Raw genomic sequence first — 18,295 nt, 5'->3', positions numbered from 1 at the left:
ATTGCCTATTCAAAGGTGAATCATGTTTAAGAAAAAACATACAAAGGATCGGCAGACCAAAGATCGATCCAATTTTTACACCGTCGGTAAACTTGGCAAGACTCGTGAAGTTACACCAGAAGGCTATTTGCTATGTCGTGACGTAGCGATTGCTTGTACTGGTAGTTTGCTTTATGGCGAAGGCGAAGTTCCTGTCACAGCGGATGCCGGTTTGATAGTCATTACTCGCGGTGATGATGATTTATTCCGACCTGAAACGATTGCAAGTTTTGAAGGTAAGCCCATCACAGATGACCATCCAGACGATTGGGTAACACCAGACAATTGGAAAGAGTTGTCAAAAGGTACGGCACAGAACGTGCGCCGTGGCGAGGGTATTGAAGATCACTTGTTAATTGCTGATTTACTTGTTCAAGACAAGGATGCGATTGAAGCGGTTCAGGGTGGGAAAGTACAAATCTCTCTAGGCTATGACGCTGACTATACAGAAGTCAGTAAAGGCAAAGGGGTTCAGAGCAACATTATTGGTAATCACGTTGCATTAGTAGACAAAGGGCGGTGCGGTTCGCGTTGCTCAATTGGAGATAAACAGATGCCTAAAAAAACTGGCTTTTTAGATAGTTTGCGCAAGAAAATCAAACTTACGATTGATGAGGCTTTGGAAGAAGCGGGCGTAACCAATGATTCCGATGAACCGGAAGATGATGACGAGGAAGAAGGTAAAGGCAAAACTGCTGATGCGAAATTCCAAAAAGAAATGCGGCAATTCATGAAAACCATGGATTCACGAATGGGTGCCTTGGAAAAGAAAAAAACCAAAGATTCGGATGATCCTGAAAAGAATACCGAAGATGATGATCCTGAAGGTGAGCCAACAAAAGACGACGGTGATTTGACCAAAGCTGAACCAGCTAAGAAATTAGATGAAAGTGGTGTGGAAAAATACACGGGCGATTCACTTCAGGATATTCGTGCACGTGCTGAAATTCTTGCACCGGGTTTAAAACTTCCTACGTTGGATTCAGCATCTAAAGATATCGGCAAGGTTGCTGACACCGCAAAACGTAATGCTCTGAAATTAGCGTACGCAACTGCGGATGGCGTTAAAACGATTGGGCCATTTGTTGGTGGTGCCAATGCCAATATTGATGCATTACCAGCTTATACGGTTGATGCGGCATTCATTGGTGCATCTGAACTTATCAAACAGCAAAACAATGCGAAAGGTGTACGCACTGGTGTAACGACGCGTGACTTCGGTCGCTCAGCTCCAACGCCTGCCGACATTAACGCTAAAAACAAAGCCTTCTGGAATAAAGGACAGTAATCATGGGTAACTCATTCTTATACCGTATGCCGTCAGGTATTGCGGGTGATGTATCACGTAAATCACATTCAACCATTGAAGCCCATAATACAGTGACTGGTTTTGCAGGGTTTGGCTTGTTCGGTAAGTTGGATGCTAACGGTAAATTTGCACCGTTGACTGCTGCTGATACTGCCTCAAATATTTACGGTCTTATCGTTCGATCATACCCAACTCAATCAGCAACAAATGGTTTAGGTGCTGCTATTCCAGTTACTGGCTTTAATGATGTATTACGCCGTGGCTATATGACCGTGAAATGTAATGCTGGTGCTTCAAAAACTGGTGGTAAAGTTTTTGTTCGTATAAATGCTGGCACAGAAGCAAAACCAATTGGTGGTATCGAAGCGGTTGCAGATGCAGCAAACACAATTGAAGTGGATGCAATCTTCATGCATGCAGCTGATGCTAGTGGCAATGTAGAAATCTCTTACAACATCTAAATTTAAATGACGTAAATCGAGGGCGCTTAAAGCGTCTTTTTTTACGACTAGGGAAAAGTAAATATGAGTAAATTACTCTTGGCCACAACCATGGCTCAAGCTGTAGCGATGGGTAATCCTATTCGCGCACGTACACGTGACCAGATGATGACATTTGATCAGCGTACAGTTGATAGCTCTGGTATTTTTTTGGTGGGTGAGCTTGAACGCTTAGATCAAACCATGCATGAGCCTTTAGCAAGTGTTACATGGACACGTGATATTGATCTGCGTTCGGATGTTTCAATTGCTGATGAAACATCATCATTTACGAATTCGACATTTGCTGCTGCAGGTGGTCAGTCGGGAAGTGGTAAAGCTTGGGTTGGTAAAAATACCGATGCTATCCAAGGTATTGCATTGGACATTGGTAAAACCGCAGCACCATTAACTTTATGGGCTATGCAAATCGGTTATACATTGCCTGAGCTTGAATCAGCTTTAAAAGTTGGTCGTCCAGTTGATGCACAAAAACATGCAGGCCTAACGCTTAAATACAATATGGATGTAGATGAGCAAGTCTATATCGGTGATGCTCAATTGGGTTTGGAGGGTTTAGTAAACTCAAGCAAAGTTGGCGCAACAAACGTCAATACCTCTTGGGCGACTGCCACACCACAGCAGATTGTGGATGATGTAAACCTGATTCTGAATAATGCATGGATTGCGTCTGGTTTTGCTGTATGCCCAGATAAATTACTTTTACCACCAGTTCAGTTTGGTTGGTTAACCACTCGTGTAGTTAGTGATGCCGGTAATATCTCAATTCTTGAATATCTAAAAATCAATAACCTTTGCATGTCCGTGAATGGCAAGCCTTTGGATATTCAACCATCCAAATGGCTAGTAGGTCGTGGCGTTGGTGGTAAAGATCGTATGGTTACTTATACTCAATCAGAAAATCGAGTTCGCTTCCCATTAGTACCACTACAACGTACACCGCTTGAATATCGTGATCTACGCCAGTTGACTACTTATTTTGGTCGCTTGGGTGCAGTTGAGTGGGTTTACCCAGAAACAGCTTACTACGCTGACGGTCTATAAGGAGCACTGACCATGACTAAACTTGTACAGATCCTTTTAACGAAAGAACTCGTTGTGAATCTTGGTAAAGATGAAAATGGTCAGCAAAAAACAGTAACGCTTCCTGCCGGTGTGCAGGAGGTGGATGCTGAAATTGCTGATCACTGGTTTGTCAAAGCACATGCACAGGAAATTACCTCGTCAGTTGCCGTCAATCAAGAGCTGCAAGATGCACATGATCTATTAACTGTAGAACATGAAGCACTGAAAGTTCAGTCAGCTGCAGCTGATGAAAAGATTGCTGAATTAGAAAAATCGGGTCAGGCTAAAGATAAAGAAATCGAAGCACTGAAAGTTCAGTTGGCCAAGGCTCAAACACTGCCTGAAACAAAACCTGATCCAAAGGCTAAGTAATGTTAGATGAATCTACCTTTCGGCAGACGATGCCAGTATTTGCTGACTTGGATTTATACCCATCGATGCAATTCAATTTTTATTTAAAACTTGGAAAGAAGCTGCTACCTGAAAGCCGATGGGATGATTTGCTAGATGATGGGCTTACGTTATTTATGGCTCATTACTTAACACTTTATGCGCGTGATATGGCTTTCGTTGATGTGGGTGGTATTGGTGGCAAGGTTGTTGGGAATGAAACCTCCAAGTCTATTGATGGTGTCTCTAAGTCAATGGATGTATCGGGTGTCATGATTACTGATGCAGGTCACTGGAATCAAACTACATTCGGTATTCAGTTTTACCAATTAATGATGATGGTGGGAGCAGGAGGTATTCAGCTATGAGCGTGACTTCGACTGGTGACGGACTCGCTGGCATTCTTGAAGCAATTGAAAAACTAATATCTCAAGAGGTGTTGGTTGGTATTCCGCACGGTGAGACACGTTCTGATACTGATATGACTAATGCTCAAATTGGTTATATTCAAGAAACGGGTTCACCTGCAATGAATCTTCCATCACGTGCATTTCTTGCACCGGGTGTAGAGGATTGCCAAGAGCAGACGGCTGCACAATTAACCAAGGCAATTGATCAAGCACTAGCTGGTAATTCGCAAGGTGTAGATCGTTGTTTGAATCGTGCGGGAATGGTTGCTCAAAACAGCGTAAGAGCAAAAATTAATAGTGGTGACTTTACTCCATTATCTGAGGCAACATTAAGGGCTAGACGACGTGCAGGTAAAACACGAACAAAACCTTTGATTGATACCGGTCAGCTGCGTAATTCAATTACCTACATCATTAAGAAGGTTGAAAAATAATGCCAAATTTAGATGTAAGTGATGTTTTGCTTGATCCTGACTTTATGAGTCGTGGACTGATTTGTACTCGCACAGCTGTAGTCGCTGGTAATAATGGGCGATCTAAAAATACTGAAACAGTTCATAAGTTTAACGCCGTGGTGACTACAAACAGTGGTGACAAAATGGATCGTAAGCCTGATGGAACGATTATTACTGGTGCTATTAATTTACATACGCGCTTTATTTTATCTGAAGGTGATGCAAGTTCCCAAGCGGATGAAATTGAATGGCAAGGTCGTAAATATATCGTCTCGCAAGTTCTATCCAACACTCAATATGGTCGAGGGTTTATTAAAGCAATTTGCGAGCTTAAACCTATCACGGGGTAAATATGGGTGATTCTGCAACTGGTGGGTATATCGCACCAAGCGGGATTGTTACTCATGATCAAGACCTAGAAGATATCTTTCAAGAACTCATAGTCGGCATAACATCATTGTCAGGACAGTTTGTGCGTCCACGATGGCAACCAGAGCCACCACCTATGCCCGCCATTGGCGTGGATTGGTGTGCCTTCGCAGTCAAGTCGATACGTCCTGACGATGGGCCTTATTTTGAGCAACATGCTGAAAGTATGGATTCGATACGACATGAAGAATTGGAATTATCACTCTCGTTCTATGGTCACCATGGGCAATCATTCGCAAGCATCTTCAAAGATGGCCTAGCGATACCGCAAAACATCGCGCAACTGCGTGACTACAAAATTAAATACGTTGGCTGTGGTGAGATCGTTACGGCCCCCGACTTTCTAAATCAACAATATGTGCATCGCTATGACTTGGTTGCGACTTTTAGACGCAAGACTGAGCGTATTTATGCGGTCAAAACTTTTATTGATTATCACGTCAATATTAAAAATTAGGAGTCTTAAATGACTTTACCTGTCTCTAATGTCGTCAATGTCAGCATTAGCTTAGCTGCATTGGCGGCAGGGCCACGATCTTTTGGATCTTTACTCATTCTCGGTACTACTACTGGTGTAATCGATGCAATCGAACGTATGCGTGAATACTCAAGCATTGCCGAGGTTGCTGAAGATTATGGTGTAGATGATCCAGAATACGCTGCCGCTAAATCTTATTTTGGACAATCCCCAAAACCTCGAATTTTATATATTGGCTTTTGGGATAAATCAGGGGATACGCCCGAAACTGCTGAGGCTATTGTTGCAGAATGCTTAGAATCACTTAAATGGTATGGTTTGGTTATCGCGGCCAATCTAACTACAGCTGAGGTGGATTCTGTAGCATCGCTAATTGAAGCAGCTTCACCAGTGCGTCTTTTTGGTTATACAACTCAAGATGAAAACTCGCTGATTAGTACAAGCATTACTGATGATGCTTATAAACTATCAAATAAGAAGTATCGCCGTACATTTACGATTTTCTCTAGTGACAATCCTTATGCGGCGGCATCCTTATTCGGTCGAATGTTCAGTATTAATTTTATGGGGACCAACACCACCATTACGCTGAAGTTCAAGCAGTTGCCCGGCATTATCCCAGAAGATTTAAAAACAAGTGAAGCAAAATCTCTCGTTGCTAAGCACTGTAATGTTTTTGCAGGTTATGACAATGACACAGCAATCTTACAAGAGGGTGTGATGTGCGACGGCTCATTCATTGATGAGATCCATGGTCTAGATTGGCTCCAGAATCATCTTGAGACTGCACTTTGGAATCTGTACTACACCTCAAATACTAAAATCCCTCAAACGCCTGCAGGTGTAAATCGCCAGTGTGGTGTTTTAGAGCGTGCCTGTGCACAAGGTGTGACGAATGGTTTACTTGGTGAGGGACAGTGGAATGGCGACAGCTTTGGTGCATTAGAAACGGGTGATTATCTATCTAAGGCATTTTATGTTTATGCCAATAGTTTGGATGATCAAGCGCAGTCTGAACGCGAAGCACGTAAAGCACCAGTATTTCAAATCGCTATCAAGTTGGCAGGCGCCACGCATTTTGCCGACGTGCTTGTTGCTGTAAATCGTTAAGGAGTAGCTAATGTCTACATATAGTTTCATGGACACTCAGTGCTCTTTAACGAGTGCAGAAGGTGTTGTTGATTTGGGTTATGGTGCAGCTATTGCTGACGAAGGCATCACCTTTGCCATGGCTGGCGACAAAAATACAATGACCGTGGGTGCAGATGGTGAAGGTATGCATTCACTTCACGCGGATAACTCAGGTCAAGTAACAATCCGCCTTTTAAAAACTTCACCAACTAATGCCAAGTTGATGAATATTTATATTGCCCAAAAAGCATCAGCGCGAAAGTGGGGTAAAAACACAATCACACTTAACCATGTTGGTTCAGGTGATAACCACACGGCATCAAAGTGCGCATTTAAGAAAGCACCTGATTATACAAATGCTAAAGATGGTTCGACTGTGGAATGGGTATTCGACTCAATCAAAGTTGATATGAAACTTGGCAAATATGAGTAATTGAAATGCAGATAACAATTAGCGGTAAAAACTACACGATCGGGCGCTTAAATGCGCTCGATCAACTTCATGTGTCTCGAAAAATTGCTCCCGTTATCCCGAGCTTAATTCCGATCATCAGTGAGGTAGCCAAAGGTGGTCTATCTAAAGTGATTGAGTCAATGGAATCTGGTGATGATGTTGAGCTTGATAATATTGATCTAAGTGAACTGGATGGCCTATCCACAGCACTGGCACCACTCATGGATGTTATTGCAGGTATGTCGGAAGCAGACACCAATCTTGTCATTCATAAGACACTCAGTATTGTTCACCGTGATGGTGCTGTCTTGTGTCGCGGTGAATCCATCATGTTTGATGACTTGGATATGATGCAAATCCTCCCACTTGTTGTTGCTGTCATTCGTAAGAACTTAGGAAATTTTATTCAAGATCTGCTTATGAAGGCATCGAGCATGAAGCAGGTCGAGTAACTTTTAAAAACTTGCCTAATCAAGAAGACTGGCTATTACGGCCAGTTATCAAAGGTATGTGCAAGTATGAATCTCTGCTCGATGGAACCTTGGATCTAGCTGATATTGCTTTGATGAATGACGCTCTGGATGTTGTTGCAGACAATGAGTATTTGATCGAAGAAGCTAGAGAAAAGGAAAGTAAAAAATAAGCCACTTGTATATGGCTTATATACAAGTGGCATGAATGTTATTCAGAAATTAAAAATTGAATAATCAGAAAAAGCAAAACCCCGACAGTTGGTAGCTATCGGGGTTTTTTGTATCCACTTAACCGAGAAGTAAAAGAGGAAAAGTATTTCGTATGGAAGATTTTATCAAATTAGCAGGTTGGTGTCTAACGGAGTTACGAAAAATGCAAGCATGGCGATTTATGGCAATCCTCATAACGATTGTGGTTTGTACTTATATCTGGAAAATGTAAAAGGGTATCCTCATGGCACAAGCAGGTGTGATTCGTGACTTCATGGTTGCATTAGGTTTTAAGACTGACAATTCAGGGTTAAAACAAATGCAAGATGCCATGGGCGGTGTTGAGCTTAAAGCAACAGCGTTAAAAGGTGCATTACTGGCATTGGCCACTGGTGCAGTTTTAGCGGTACGTCAAACAGCAAGTGAGCTAGATAAGCTGTACTTTTCATCACAGCGTATTGGTGCAAGCGTCACCAACATCAACGCATACGGCAACGCCATTGCTCAGATGGGTGGTAGTGCTGAAGGTGCTGTGGGTTCGCTTGAATCCTTAGCTGAAAAAATGCGTAATTCTCCAGGCTACGAGGGGATGATTAATAGCCTTGGCGTACAGACCAAGAATGCTAATGGTGAAATTCGTGACCGTGTTGAGGTCATGAAAGACTTAAGTGGTGTTTTATCCACGATGCCAGCGCACCAAGCTAATGCTTATGCCAGCTCATTAGGTATTGATCAAAACACACTGCTTGCCATGCGTGACGGTAAATTCATAGCCAACATGGACAAGTATCAGAAGATACAAAAAGAACTCGGCATGAATGATGACCTTGCTAAATCAGGCAATGAGTTCATGTCTGAATACCGCGATTTAACCATGATGACCAAGACAGGATTTCAGGTCATTGTGATGCAGGCGGGTAAGGCTTTAATACCTATTCTGAAATTGCTTAATACTTTGATCATGGCGGGTGTATCTGCATTCGGCCAGTTAAATCCGCAGATTAAAGAGGGTTTAGGGGTTGCGCTACGCTTTGGTATGGCTGCATTGGTTCTGGGTTCGTTCATTAAAACCTTTGGGATGATCTTTAAATTTATACCAATGTTGAAAGGCTTCATCGGACTGCTTAAATTATTTAGACTAGCTTTCCTTGCATCACCGATCGGCATCATTTTAGCCCTAGCATCCGCTTTGTACTTACTGTATGACGACTACAAAACATGGCAAGAAGGTGGTAAGTCATTCATAGATTGGGATAAGTGGATTGGTGGCTTTGATACGATCATGAAGAAGATTAAGGACTTTATTGCCCTGCTGGAGAAAGTTAAGGACAAGGTCGTTAATTTTGTTCAGAAGATCATCTCAGATCCAGTGACAGCTATTAAAGAAGTAGTCGATCTTGCAAAGGATGAAGCTAAAAAAATTGCACAAAAAGGTGCTGATGCTCTCAATGATAAAATTGCTGAAACTGACACGGGTAAGAAGGCCCTTGATGCAGTTGGCTCAGGTGTGGCTAAGGCTTTAGCTTTCTTTGGTAACGAAGATGCTAAAAAAGCGGTTGAGATTAATGAAGGTAAGCCCGCCGTGACTGCAAAGGATTTAGCGCTTGGTACTGCGAAGGTTGTACAGGATGTTGTTAAGGGGGCGGTCTTATCTACAGCCAAAGAGTCAAATAAGATTATAAGTCTTATTAAGACCGAGGGGACAAAACGCATTTATCAAATGGGAAATGGTGAGACTGAAACTAGAACTGGCGGAACTGTTGCCTGGAGAAACAATAATCCAGGGAATTTAAAGTTTGAGTTTAAAGGTAGTGCAGATAAAACAGTCAAGTCAAAGCGCACCAAAGATAAGGCTTTGAGCGATGCTAGAAAGCGATATGCTGGTGTTGTTGCTCTAGATCAATGGGGTAATGCTGTATTTGAGACAATGGAAGCTGGGGCGATTGCTAAAGCTAAATTACTAAAGAAACAACATGGTGATAAAACTTTTTCAAAAATGCTTAGAAGCTACGCAGTTGATGATTATTCAGGTAAGACAAATTACAAAGCATATGAAGATACAATCAATAAAACTGCTGCCGCAAAAGGTGTAAGCCTCAAGGGTAAGAAAATTGGTGAAATGTCTGAAGCTGAGTTTGCTGCGTTAGCGGAAGGGATGGTTAAAGCTGAAGGCGTTAAAGAGGGTAAGATTAGTCGAACAGGGGTTTCTGCCAACCAAAAACAAACCCCTCAAGAGGCTAAAGCATTAGCAAGTTTTGCACAAAATGCAGAATTACCAAATGGCAACCCACATAAACCACAAGTAAGTAATTCGTCAAATATGTCAGCTTCAACTGTGACGATCCACCAGAGTTTCAAAACCGACATGACGATTAATGGAGCTAAAGATCCAATTGAATCAGCCAAGGCTGTAAAAAGGCATAATGAAAATTCATTAGCCTTTATGGCTAGGGGTGCACAGAGTGTATTGACATAGGAACTCATTGCTTTTTATATGGCTGATAGATTTTAGGATTATTCAGCCAAGCACCTGATTGCATACTCCGAATGCACAAATTAGGATTCTCCCACTGACCATCAGGTTTTTCCTTACATATGTCTTTAACAACCTTCATGCAGGCATACATAACCACGTAGTCATAGGAGTGCCTAGTTTTAGCCTCGCCTACGCATAAACTCCAAGATGGCGCAGTAATAGCATGGTCATTGTAGATAATTAATAGTTTTTCAAAGGCTATTTTTTGATTGTTAATACATTCTTCTGCAGAAGTTTTATTTCCAGTGGCATTTGCCTCAATATTACAGTTATCTACATTTATTCTCATAATATCTTTATGGGGCATTGCTCCGAAAGAATTAGAATCGTATGGTGATGCCCAAGCTCCAGCGCCAAAAGTGGATGCGACTACCAAAAGTAGTATTTTTTTCATTATGGATTCCTTGAGTTTCTTTAAAAAGCAACAATTTATAGATTTATAAAGAAGAGGTGAGTAATATGCAAACTTATTTAAAATTAAATAATGAGGCTTATGAAAGCTTTATGGAATTTGTAAAACATGTGCTTTCTCAAGCAAATTCATTTGGATCAAGATCTTCGATACTTAGTATTCTTGCATGGATACTTGGGTCTATTCTTGCTGCAATAACCCTATCCAGTATATTTAAGGCGGAAAAATGGATTCTAATTGGATTGTTTGCGCTTTTGGTTTTAATGATCTTTTCTGTACTGGTTGCTTTCTTCTTTTGTCTATTTACCAATAAAACAGATGCACTAAGAAGTGAAAAATTCAATATTGAAAAACTAGCCATAGAAAAACATGTACCTGAAGATAGCTTGAATGGTCAATTGAAGACGATCAATTCAGCAACAAATACCAAAGTACTATCAACAAGTGTTGACTCAATTGAGGCTGTTGATGATGAAGCGTAGATATATAATTTGCTTGCAAAATTTAACAGAAGAGCACAATAACAAGTTAAGGGAATTTTTTAAAAGCAATGGATTGGGGTGGTGGCATTGGGTTGGCGACACTTGGTTTGTCACGGATTCATCTGATAAATTCAGCGCTGGTGATATTAGAAATAAAGTGAAAGAAATTGTACCTGGTGAACGTTTTGTTGTAGTTGAAATTAATGAAAAATCAGACACATGGGCTGGAGTTACCACAAATGATCCTGAGAAAAAAATGTTTAGCTGGTTTAAGAAAGTCTGGAAAAAATAAGAATATTTAAATTTTTGCAGATTTTTAAAATCTAAATTAAAACCACCATAAGGTGGTTTTTTTACACCTAAGGAAAAGCAAACATGACAATTGGCTCATTAATTAATACTGTCACATCATCATCTTTAACCGAGTCAGTTGGATCCTTACTACTTGCAGGTAAAGGCCGAACAATCATGGGTCTTTTTGCTGATGTAACAATTGAAGAAAAGCATAAAGATGAATTGAATATTACAGATCATCCAACCGAGGCGGGGGCATCAATTTCAGATCACGCTTATATGGAACCCCCAGAATTAACAATAAAAGTAGGTTGGTCTGAGAGTGCGGGCAAGTTGAATGGTTATGTTGGAAATTCATTTTTAGGCGGAACAATGAGCCTGATTATTGTCTATGAAGCATTACAGTTACTACAAAAAAGCAAAGTTCCGCTAATTGTTATGAGTGGTAAGCGCTTATACACGAACATGCTTATTAAGTCGCTTGGGTGCACAACAGATAAGACGACAGAGAATGTCCTTATGATTGATATCACATTCAAGAAAGTCATTCGTGTGATGACATCAGAAACGACTGTATTGGTAGAAAATCAAAAAACACCCGAAGCTACAGCAGGTGTCCAAGATGGTGGCACAGTGCAGAAAAAGGAAGTGCCAACCTCTATGTTGGGGAAGCTCACAGGTAGTGCTCAAGTTGGTGGGGTGTGGGGGTAGATTATGGCTTTATATGAAATACCGCTGATCAATACAAATCAGCAATTCAATGTGCGACTTGGCTCAATAATTTACAAGCTCCGTCTAATTTACCGCTTAGATACCTGGTTCTTGGATGTTTCAGATAGTTCGGGCCAATTAATACTAGCAGCACTGCCAATGGTGCAAGGTGTAAACCTTTTAGATCAGCATCAGCATTTAATTAAAGGCGGGCTGTTTGTATTAAATAACAATGCCGATGAAAGCCAATCCTTTAACGATCTAGGTGTGAAAATTCAATTATTTTGGAGAGATTGATATGTCATTGCAATGGGAAAGACTGTGTCGCCTCACAATCCAAATTAATAAAGATGCACCTGAAGCACTGGATTTATCCGATTTTCATATTTATTTTCATATCTCACAACCAACAACTGAAGCACCTAAGGCTGCTGAGATTTATATCTACAATATGTCTAAGCAGACGATGGATTTACTTTGCGGAATAGATGATCAGAATTTAAATGGCCAAGTTATTTTAGAGGTGGGTTATGCTGATTCTGGACTGGAGATAATTTTCAAAGGTACGGTGTTTCAATATCGCAGAGGACGTGACAATCAGACAGATACGTGGCTCTGCATACTCGCCCAATCAAGTACTGTTGCAAAAAATAATACAATTATCAACCAGTCTGTACCAGCAGGAACAAGTGTAGATCAGACCAAAAATATACTTTTAAAAGGGTATGAAGGTGCGGGTTTACAACTTGGTGAATCACCGCAATTATCCGATCAAAAACTAATACGTGGGCGTGTATTATTTGGTTCGCTTGATGCAAATATGCAGCAATTCAGTAAAGACAACGATCTTGCTTACACGCTATCAGATGAAGAAATTCACATGCGTATCATTGATAAATACACGGTTGAACCGGTACAGATATTGAGTGCACAAACTGGCGTTATTGGTATGCCTCAGCTAACAAGTGAAGGTCTAAATATAACTTGCTTGCTTAATCCAAAACTAAAGTGGGGTGGTCGCGTACAGGTCGATATGACGAATATGCAGACCGAGTCATATGATATTAATTATGGTGGCCAGATGGTGGATCAGCCCTATAAAAACCCAAATTTAGCAACTGGCGCAGATGGAATGTTTATCATCTGCTCACTTGAAAGAACAGGTGATAATCGCGGTAATGATTGGCATGACAGCCTTGTTTGTATTGCTGTGGGTGCTACTGTCCCCAAGTCAGGTGTATCAATTACAGGAGTGGCAAATTAATGGCAATATCATTAAGTGAACGCTCTCCCGATATGCTTCAAATTATTAAAGATGCGATCCGTGGAGAATTGGCAAATCTCTGGACCTCACTTCCTTGTGTAGTTGAGAGTTACGATCCTGAAGCTGTAACGGTATCTGTTCAACCTACTATCAAAATACCGATTCGGAATAAAGATGGAGTAGTCGAGACAGTAGAGCTACCAACCTTGGAAGATGTACCTGTAATGTTTCCATGTGCAGGTGGCTTCACCATTACCCATCCAATTCATGAAGGTGATGAATGCTTTGTTTCATTTGCATCTCGCAATATAGATATTTGGTGGCAGTCAGGTGGTGTTCAAAATCCTTTTGATACACGTAAGCATGATTTATCAGATGGCTTTGCATTCTTTAGACCTCAATCTCAATCCAAAAAAATAAGTGATATTTCAACCACTGCTTTAGAAATCCGTAATGATGACAATACCTGCAAAATTCAGATTAAACCTAATGGGGAAATACACTTCATCGGCACAAAATCCGTATTCCACCATCCCGTTGAAATGCAGCAGACTTTGGAAGTAACTGGCGCAGCAACAGTAGATAGCACCCTTAGCGTAAAAGGAAAATCAACACTTACAGGTGGTGCTGGCATTGGTGGTATTGAGTTTTCTACTCATAAGCATGGTGGGGTTCAGTCTGGTGGTAGTGATACTGGGACTCCAAAATAAATCATCAAATTTCAGGAGGGCGCGAAAGCGTCTTTTTTATGCGCTATAGAAAACTAGATGAAAATGACGATTACTCGTTTGGGTCAGGTGTAAATGATTTCCATAGCAATACACCTGAAGCGGTGGCGCAAGCGGTTTTGACTCGCCTTCGCCTTTGGATGGGAGAGTGGTTTGCAGATACGTCGGATGGAACAGGTTGGAATCAATCAATTTTAGGTAAGCAATCAGGGAATCTATATGAACTCACACTACGACAACGTGTTTTACAAACACCGGGTGTGCAGAGCATAGAAGAATTTCAAAGTTCACTTGATGCTGAAACAAGAATGCTTTCAGTCTCAATGACTATAAACACGATTTACGGCACAGCCGTTTTAAATAGGAGTCTAAATGGATGACTTTAACAACGATTGCGCCAGTAATAACGGATGCGGGTGTCATTGCACCAACCTATTATGAAGTGGTTGAATTCTTAAAGGCTGAGTACCGAGCAATATATGGTCCCGATGCTTATTTAGATAATGATAGCCAAGATGGTCAATGGATCGGTGTGATTGCAAGAGTGATTACCGATTGTGGTGCTGCATGTGTTGATGCTGTATCAACATTTTCACCTAAGACTGCAACCAAAGAGGCCCTATCTCGCAATGTTGCTATAAATGGAATTAAACGAGCAATTCCGACATTTTCAACAGTCGATTTAACTATAGGCGGCACACCAGGTACTGCAATTTCCAATGGTTATTCACCAGATAGAAACGGTAATAAATGGATGTTGCCAACCAATGTCATTATTCCACCTAGCGGATCTATTGTTGTTTCAGCGACTGCCGAGAAAGCTGGTGCAATCCTTGCAGTAGCAGGTTCAATCAATACCACTGGAAAACCAACTCGTGGATGGAAAAGCGTTATTAATTTAACTCCATCGACTTTAGGTATGCCAATTGAATCTGACTCGAAATTACGTCAACGACAAGCTTTATCCGTTGCGAATAGTGCTGTATCACTAGAAGAATCAGCGCGAGGTAAAATTCTTGAGCTTGAGGGGGTTACTCGGTGTCGGACGTTTTCAAATACCAAAAAAGTTGATGATGCAAACGGCATACCTGCTAATTCTTTTTGTGCAGTAGTTTATGGCGGTGATTCTCAAGAAATAGCCAAAGTTATTAAATCCAAAAAATCCATGGGTTGTGCACTGTATGGCAATACAAATATTACATTGCTGAATGTGTATAACGAACCTGAGGTTATTTCTTTCTATCGAGCTACGGTCGTTAATATTAGTTACTTATTATCCATTGTAACTAATGAAGCTTATAGCGCGGATACAGCTGAAAAAATTAAAGCATTACTGGCTGAATATACCAATGACTTAGGGATTGGCGACAAAATTACGCATAACAAGTTGGTAGGTGTTTCTAATCTCTATGGTGCAATTCAAAGCCAAACCTATGAAGTAACCAGTATTCAGATTAAAGCTGATGGTGTGGTGATTTCAGGAGATTACACCTTGCCATTTGGGTCAGTCGCATTTTGTGATCCAACTTCAATTGAAGTGGTGATTACCAGTGAATAAGGATCAACAAAAGTATATTGGCTTAATTACAAGCCAACATAAAACCCGACCGTTATTTCTAGCTTCAGTCCTGACTTCTATTAATCCTTTAATTGATTGTCTGAATTTCTTAGATCAGCTAAATGCTCACTACGATGTAGATAGCGCGAATGATCCATATTTACAAACCCTAGCACATTGGGTTGGTGCACCCTTGGTTATTTCTGGTGCTGCACAGTTGGAGTATTTCGGTTTTATCGATCAAGACAATTCTATGACCTTTGGCGAAATTGATGATCCAGAAGTAGGCGGATATTTTCGTGAAAGTGGTCAGTCTGGGACGGGTGGTCTAGTACCGAAAGGTGAGTTTCTAAGACGCTTAATTCAAGCAAAAATCTTAAGAAATAACTGTACTGGGAATATTGATGAATCCAAGCAGATTATCAAATTAGTACTCGACCACGAGTTATTTAAAGTCACCGACAATAATGATATGACGGTCAGTTTTACATTTTTAACCAATGCAAATACCACGCAGCGCATCCTTGTAAAAATGTTTTTTCCATTGCCAGCAGGCGTTGAATTAATTATTGAGAACTAACATGGCTATAGAAAAGTTAATTGAATTTGCTAAAAACGGCAATAAGAATACTGACAATTTAAACTTAGATACAGGCTTTCCCGTCAACCTTAAACCTGCACGTCAGTGGTTTAACTGGTTATTCAATGACTTAACTTTGAAAGTTAATGAAGTTATTGATGGAAAATTAGATAGAGCTGCGAATGCTGTTTCAGCATCGAAATTAGAAATTGTACGCACCATTAGTTTTTCGGGGGCTGCGACTGGTTCATTTAATTTTGACGGCTCTGCAAATACTTCATGTCTAATTACACTGGCCAATTCAGGTGTTGTTGAGGGAACATATAGTTCAACTATTCAAATCCCCACTATTTCAGTCAATGCCAAAGGCCAAATTACCGCTATTTCACAACAAGCCATTCGTTCAGCATCCACCACTCAAACAGGTGTAGTGCAATTGGTTAATGATTTACTTACAAACGATTCAACCAAGGCACTCACAGCAGCACAAGGTAAAGTATTACAAGATACCAAACTTGATAAGGCTGGTGGTACAGCTACAGGCGATATAAAAGCACCTTCATTCACAGGGACTTTGAATGGTGGAAATCAAACAAAATCATCGACAATGACAACAGATTTTGCATTTTTGAATGAAGTCACCGCTTCGGGAACGAGTTCATTTTTTTACGATAATGGATCAGGAAAATTCTTTTCTCCATATACGACAGGTATCGTTTCTAATCTTATTGATGGTTCTTATTTCATCATGGGAATGGCTCCTACCGATACTAAAGTAAAAGTTATGAATGGCGTTCGTCGCCCTGATGGCTCATATCAATATCTCAAAAATATTACATTGACTGACGTAAACAGCATAAATTCCATGACAGATGCTGGGTCTTTTATTTGGGATACACACAAAAGTGGTGGTTGGGCGACGGGTAATTTATTTAAAGCAACTCCAAATACTACAAAACAAGCAATGCAAGGAGCCTATGGTCAGGCTGATACGTGTGAACGAATTTTCATGACTATTAATTCAACAAGTCCTTGGGAGGTTGGAAATGGCAATGGTATTTGGATTGACATCAATGGGACATATACATCAGGTGCTTGGAGATTTGCGAATGCTGTGACATTCGATGAAAAAATCACAGGATCAATTGATAAAGCTGTTTCATTAATTTCATCTGATAATAGAGCAATTAAACCCATTGATATTCCATCAGGTGTTATGTCTTATTTTACTAGCTCGGGTGGATTAAATTCTGGAGTTGGTAATGCTTCGTATGGCGATTTTTTAACATTCAATACTTATGGTGATCAATCAGGCGGAAATAAGAATGGTTTATTCTTAGGAAAAAATGGCCAAGGTATTCATCATTACAATGCACCATATGGAGCTGGAAATTGGGGAGCCTCTAGACGACTTGCTTATACAGATAATGAAACTTTTACAGGTGTTGTTTCTGCAGGAGGTTTTTCCTGTACAAGTTCAGAAGCAGTACTTCGTAATAATGCTGGTCGCTATCTTTTTGTCAATGCTGGCAATTGGGGGTGTTACGACCCTAATATTGGGAATATTCCGCTACCAGAGTCGAATGGTGGTACTGGTAATGGTATCGGTATGGCATCATCAGCTGGACGATTAGCATTTCCACGCGCTATCAATGGCGTAACATTTGATGGCACGAAAGATATTTCACTGCCTATCCCAGGTTATGGGCGATATAGCATAAATGTTCTAGGCAGTAGAGCACTAGAAACCACTTATACAAATTCTTCAGGTTCTGCAATTTTTGTAACTGTTGCGATTTTAGGGTCATCTGGAAAGCCAGCAGCCGTTACCATTAATGGTGTTTTGATAGTTGCAGCAGCGGAAAGTGTAACTCGAATGTATTCGATTGCTGTGATGCACGGAGATTCATATCGCTTTGACGGATCATATGTTTCGGCATGGTTGGAGACAAGATAGTGAAATATTATAAATTAAACAATGAAGTTTATGCCTTCGATCAAACACAAGGCGATTTAATTACAAATGATTTTGTTGCAATGACAGATGAAGAAGTAGACCGACATATTCATCCACAAAAGTATCTAAGTGATGAAGAAAAAGAGGCAATTCGATTAGCTGCATTTAAACCCATCACGCGTAGACAGTTCAAATTAACGCTTTTAGAGTTCGGTATTCTTACGCAAATTGAACAAGCAATTGATGCAATTGAAGATGTAACAATGCGAATGCGTATTCAAATTGAATATACAGAAGCAATTACTTTTGAAAGAGCATCAGATGCAATTTTATATATGTCCCAATTGATAAATTTGAATACCAATCAAGTAGATGAAATGTGGGTGCATGCACTTTCACTGTAAAAATTTAAAGAAAATATGCGGCCCTT

At 40.5% G+C, this 18,295-nt stretch carries 25 protein-coding genes; 24 read left to right on the top strand and 1 reads right to left on the bottom strand.

Features of this window, described 5'->3' with window-relative positions:
• The first annotated feature begins 22 nt into the window (after positions 1–22).
• The 13 genes from B9T27_RS08995 to B9T27_RS08935 all read left to right on the top strand — a co-directional run bounded on the left by B9T27_RS08995 (position 23) and on the right by B9T27_RS08935 (position 9,819).
• Positions 23–1,327, top strand: coding sequence for a DUF2213 domain-containing protein (locus B9T27_RS08995; protein ID WP_086206493.1), 1,305 nt, complete (start codon positions 23–25; stop codon positions 1,325–1,327).
• 2 nt (positions 1,328–1,329) lie between these two features.
• On the top strand, positions 1,330–1,809 hold the full coding sequence (locus tag B9T27_RS08990; protein ID WP_086206492.1) for a hypothetical protein: 480 nt from the start codon (positions 1,330–1,332) through the stop codon (positions 1,807–1,809).
• Positions 1,810–1,872: 63 nt separating this feature from the next.
• Positions 1,873–2,892 (top strand): DUF2184 domain-containing protein, encoded by a 1,020-nt coding sequence (locus B9T27_RS08985; RefSeq protein WP_086206491.1) that lies wholly within the window; start codon positions 1,873–1,875, stop codon positions 2,890–2,892.
• A 12-nt stretch (positions 2,893–2,904) separates the two neighbouring features.
• A complete protein-coding gene (locus tag B9T27_RS08980; RefSeq protein ID WP_086206490.1) occupies positions 2,905–3,285 on the top strand; it encodes an STY1053 family phage-associated protein in 381 nt (126 codons plus the stop codon).
• Positions 3,285–3,671: a DUF4054 domain-containing protein gene (locus tag B9T27_RS08975; protein ID WP_086206489.1), complete on the top strand. Its 387-nt coding sequence runs from the start codon at positions 3,285–3,287 to the stop codon at positions 3,669–3,671. Before B9T27_RS08980 ends, B9T27_RS08975 begins: the two co-directional genes overlap by 1 nt.
• Entirely contained in the window at positions 3,668–4,147 is a 480-nt protein-coding gene (locus B9T27_RS08970) for a hypothetical protein (RefSeq protein ID WP_086206488.1), read from the top strand. The genes B9T27_RS08975 and B9T27_RS08970 overlap by 4 nt, the downstream gene beginning before the upstream one ends.
• On the top strand, positions 4,147–4,518 hold the full coding sequence (locus tag B9T27_RS08965; protein WP_086206487.1) for a hypothetical protein: 372 nt from the start codon (positions 4,147–4,149) through the stop codon (positions 4,516–4,518). Before B9T27_RS08970 ends, B9T27_RS08965 begins: the two co-directional genes overlap by 1 nt.
• 2 nt (positions 4,519–4,520) lie before the next feature.
• A complete protein-coding gene (locus tag B9T27_RS08960; RefSeq protein WP_086206486.1) occupies positions 4,521–5,054 on the top strand; it encodes a hypothetical protein in 534 nt (177 codons plus the stop codon).
• 9 nt (positions 5,055–5,063) lie between these two features.
• Positions 5,064–6,185: a DUF3383 family protein gene (locus B9T27_RS08955; RefSeq protein WP_086206485.1), complete on the top strand. Its 1,122-nt coding sequence runs from the start codon at positions 5,064–5,066 to the stop codon at positions 6,183–6,185.
• A 10-nt stretch (positions 6,186–6,195) separates the two neighbouring features.
• On the top strand, positions 6,196–6,639 hold the full coding sequence (locus tag B9T27_RS08950; RefSeq protein WP_086206484.1) for a phage structural protein: 444 nt from the start codon (positions 6,196–6,198) through the stop codon (positions 6,637–6,639).
• A 5-nt stretch (positions 6,640–6,644) separates the two neighbouring features.
• Positions 6,645–7,112, top strand: coding sequence for a phage tail assembly chaperone (locus B9T27_RS08945; protein ID WP_171263371.1), 468 nt, complete (start codon positions 6,645–6,647; stop codon positions 7,110–7,112).
• 56 nt (positions 7,113–7,168) lie between these two features.
• Positions 7,169–7,303 carry a DUF6889 family protein gene (locus B9T27_RS08940; RefSeq protein WP_416224400.1) on the top strand — a complete coding sequence of 45 codons (135 nt, stop codon included), beginning with the start codon at positions 7,169–7,171 and terminating at the stop codon, positions 7,301–7,303.
• A 284-nt stretch (positions 7,304–7,587) separates the two neighbouring features.
• Positions 7,588–9,819, top strand: coding sequence for a phage tail tape measure protein (locus B9T27_RS08935; protein ID WP_086206482.1), 2,232 nt, complete (start codon positions 7,588–7,590; stop codon positions 9,817–9,819).
• Between the two features lie 4 nt (positions 9,820–9,823).
• Here the strand turns inward: B9T27_RS08935 and B9T27_RS08930 are convergent, their stop codons facing one another.
• Entirely contained in the window at positions 9,824–10,273 is a 450-nt protein-coding gene (locus tag B9T27_RS08930; RefSeq protein WP_086206481.1) for a hypothetical protein, read from the bottom strand.
• A 65-nt stretch (positions 10,274–10,338) separates the two neighbouring features.
• On the opposite strand from B9T27_RS08930, the gene B9T27_RS08925 reads away from it, so the two are divergent.
• The 11 genes from B9T27_RS08925 to B9T27_RS08875 all read left to right on the top strand — a co-directional run bounded on the left by B9T27_RS08925 (position 10,339) and on the right by B9T27_RS08875 (position 18,269).
• Positions 10,339–10,773, top strand: coding sequence for a hypothetical protein (locus B9T27_RS08925; protein ID WP_086206480.1), 435 nt, complete (start codon positions 10,339–10,341; stop codon positions 10,771–10,773).
• Positions 10,760–11,065: a hypothetical protein gene (locus B9T27_RS08920; protein ID WP_086206479.1), complete on the top strand. Its 306-nt coding sequence runs from the start codon at positions 10,760–10,762 to the stop codon at positions 11,063–11,065. The genes B9T27_RS08925 and B9T27_RS08920 overlap by 14 nt, the downstream gene beginning before the upstream one ends.
• Positions 11,066–11,148: 83 nt before the next feature.
• The gene (locus B9T27_RS08915; protein ID WP_086206478.1) at positions 11,149–11,778 is read left to right on the top strand and encodes a phage baseplate protein; all 630 of its coding nucleotides are present in this window, start codon (positions 11,149–11,151) and stop codon (positions 11,776–11,778) included.
• Between the two features lie 3 nt (positions 11,779–11,781).
• Positions 11,782–12,075 carry a phage baseplate plug family protein gene (locus tag B9T27_RS08910; protein WP_086206477.1) on the top strand — a complete coding sequence of 98 codons (294 nt, stop codon included), beginning with the start codon at positions 11,782–11,784 and terminating at the stop codon, positions 12,073–12,075.
• 1 nt (position 12,076) lies between these two features.
• Positions 12,077–13,042 (top strand): baseplate hub protein, encoded by a 966-nt coding sequence (locus B9T27_RS08905; RefSeq protein WP_086206476.1) that lies wholly within the window; start codon positions 12,077–12,079, stop codon positions 13,040–13,042.
• A complete protein-coding gene (locus B9T27_RS08900) occupies positions 13,042–13,752 on the top strand; it encodes a Gp138 family membrane-puncturing spike protein (protein ID WP_086206475.1) in 711 nt (236 codons plus the stop codon). Before B9T27_RS08905 ends, B9T27_RS08900 begins: the two co-directional genes overlap by 1 nt.
• 38 nt (positions 13,753–13,790) lie before the next feature.
• Positions 13,791–14,150, top strand: coding sequence for a hypothetical protein (locus tag B9T27_RS08895; RefSeq protein ID WP_086206474.1), 360 nt, complete (start codon positions 13,791–13,793; stop codon positions 14,148–14,150).
• Positions 14,147–15,328, top strand: a complete 1,182-nt coding sequence (locus B9T27_RS08890) for a baseplate J/gp47 family protein (RefSeq protein WP_086206473.1) — start codon at positions 14,147–14,149, stop codon at positions 15,326–15,328. The genes B9T27_RS08895 and B9T27_RS08890 overlap by 4 nt, the downstream gene beginning before the upstream one ends.
• Positions 15,321–15,908: a DUF2612 domain-containing protein gene (locus B9T27_RS08885; RefSeq protein ID WP_086206472.1), complete on the top strand. Its 588-nt coding sequence runs from the start codon at positions 15,321–15,323 to the stop codon at positions 15,906–15,908. Before B9T27_RS08890 ends, B9T27_RS08885 begins: the two co-directional genes overlap by 8 nt.
• A gap of 1 nt (position 15,909) precedes the next feature.
• On the top strand, positions 15,910–17,865 hold the full coding sequence (locus B9T27_RS08880; protein ID WP_086206471.1) for a hypothetical protein: 1,956 nt from the start codon (positions 15,910–15,912) through the stop codon (positions 17,863–17,865).
• A complete protein-coding gene (locus B9T27_RS08875) occupies positions 17,865–18,269 on the top strand; it encodes a hypothetical protein (protein WP_086206470.1) in 405 nt (134 codons plus the stop codon). The genes B9T27_RS08880 and B9T27_RS08875 overlap by 1 nt, the downstream gene beginning before the upstream one ends.
• Positions 18,270–18,295: the final 26 nt, after the last annotated feature.

Origin of the sequence: Acinetobacter sp. ANC 4648, from assembly GCF_002135345.1 — a bacterium.
Classification (GTDB): Bacteria; Pseudomonadota; Gammaproteobacteria; order Pseudomonadales; family Moraxellaceae; genus Acinetobacter.
Note: the sequence above shows the minus strand (reverse complement) of the source record. Positions and strands in the feature narration are given on the sequence as shown.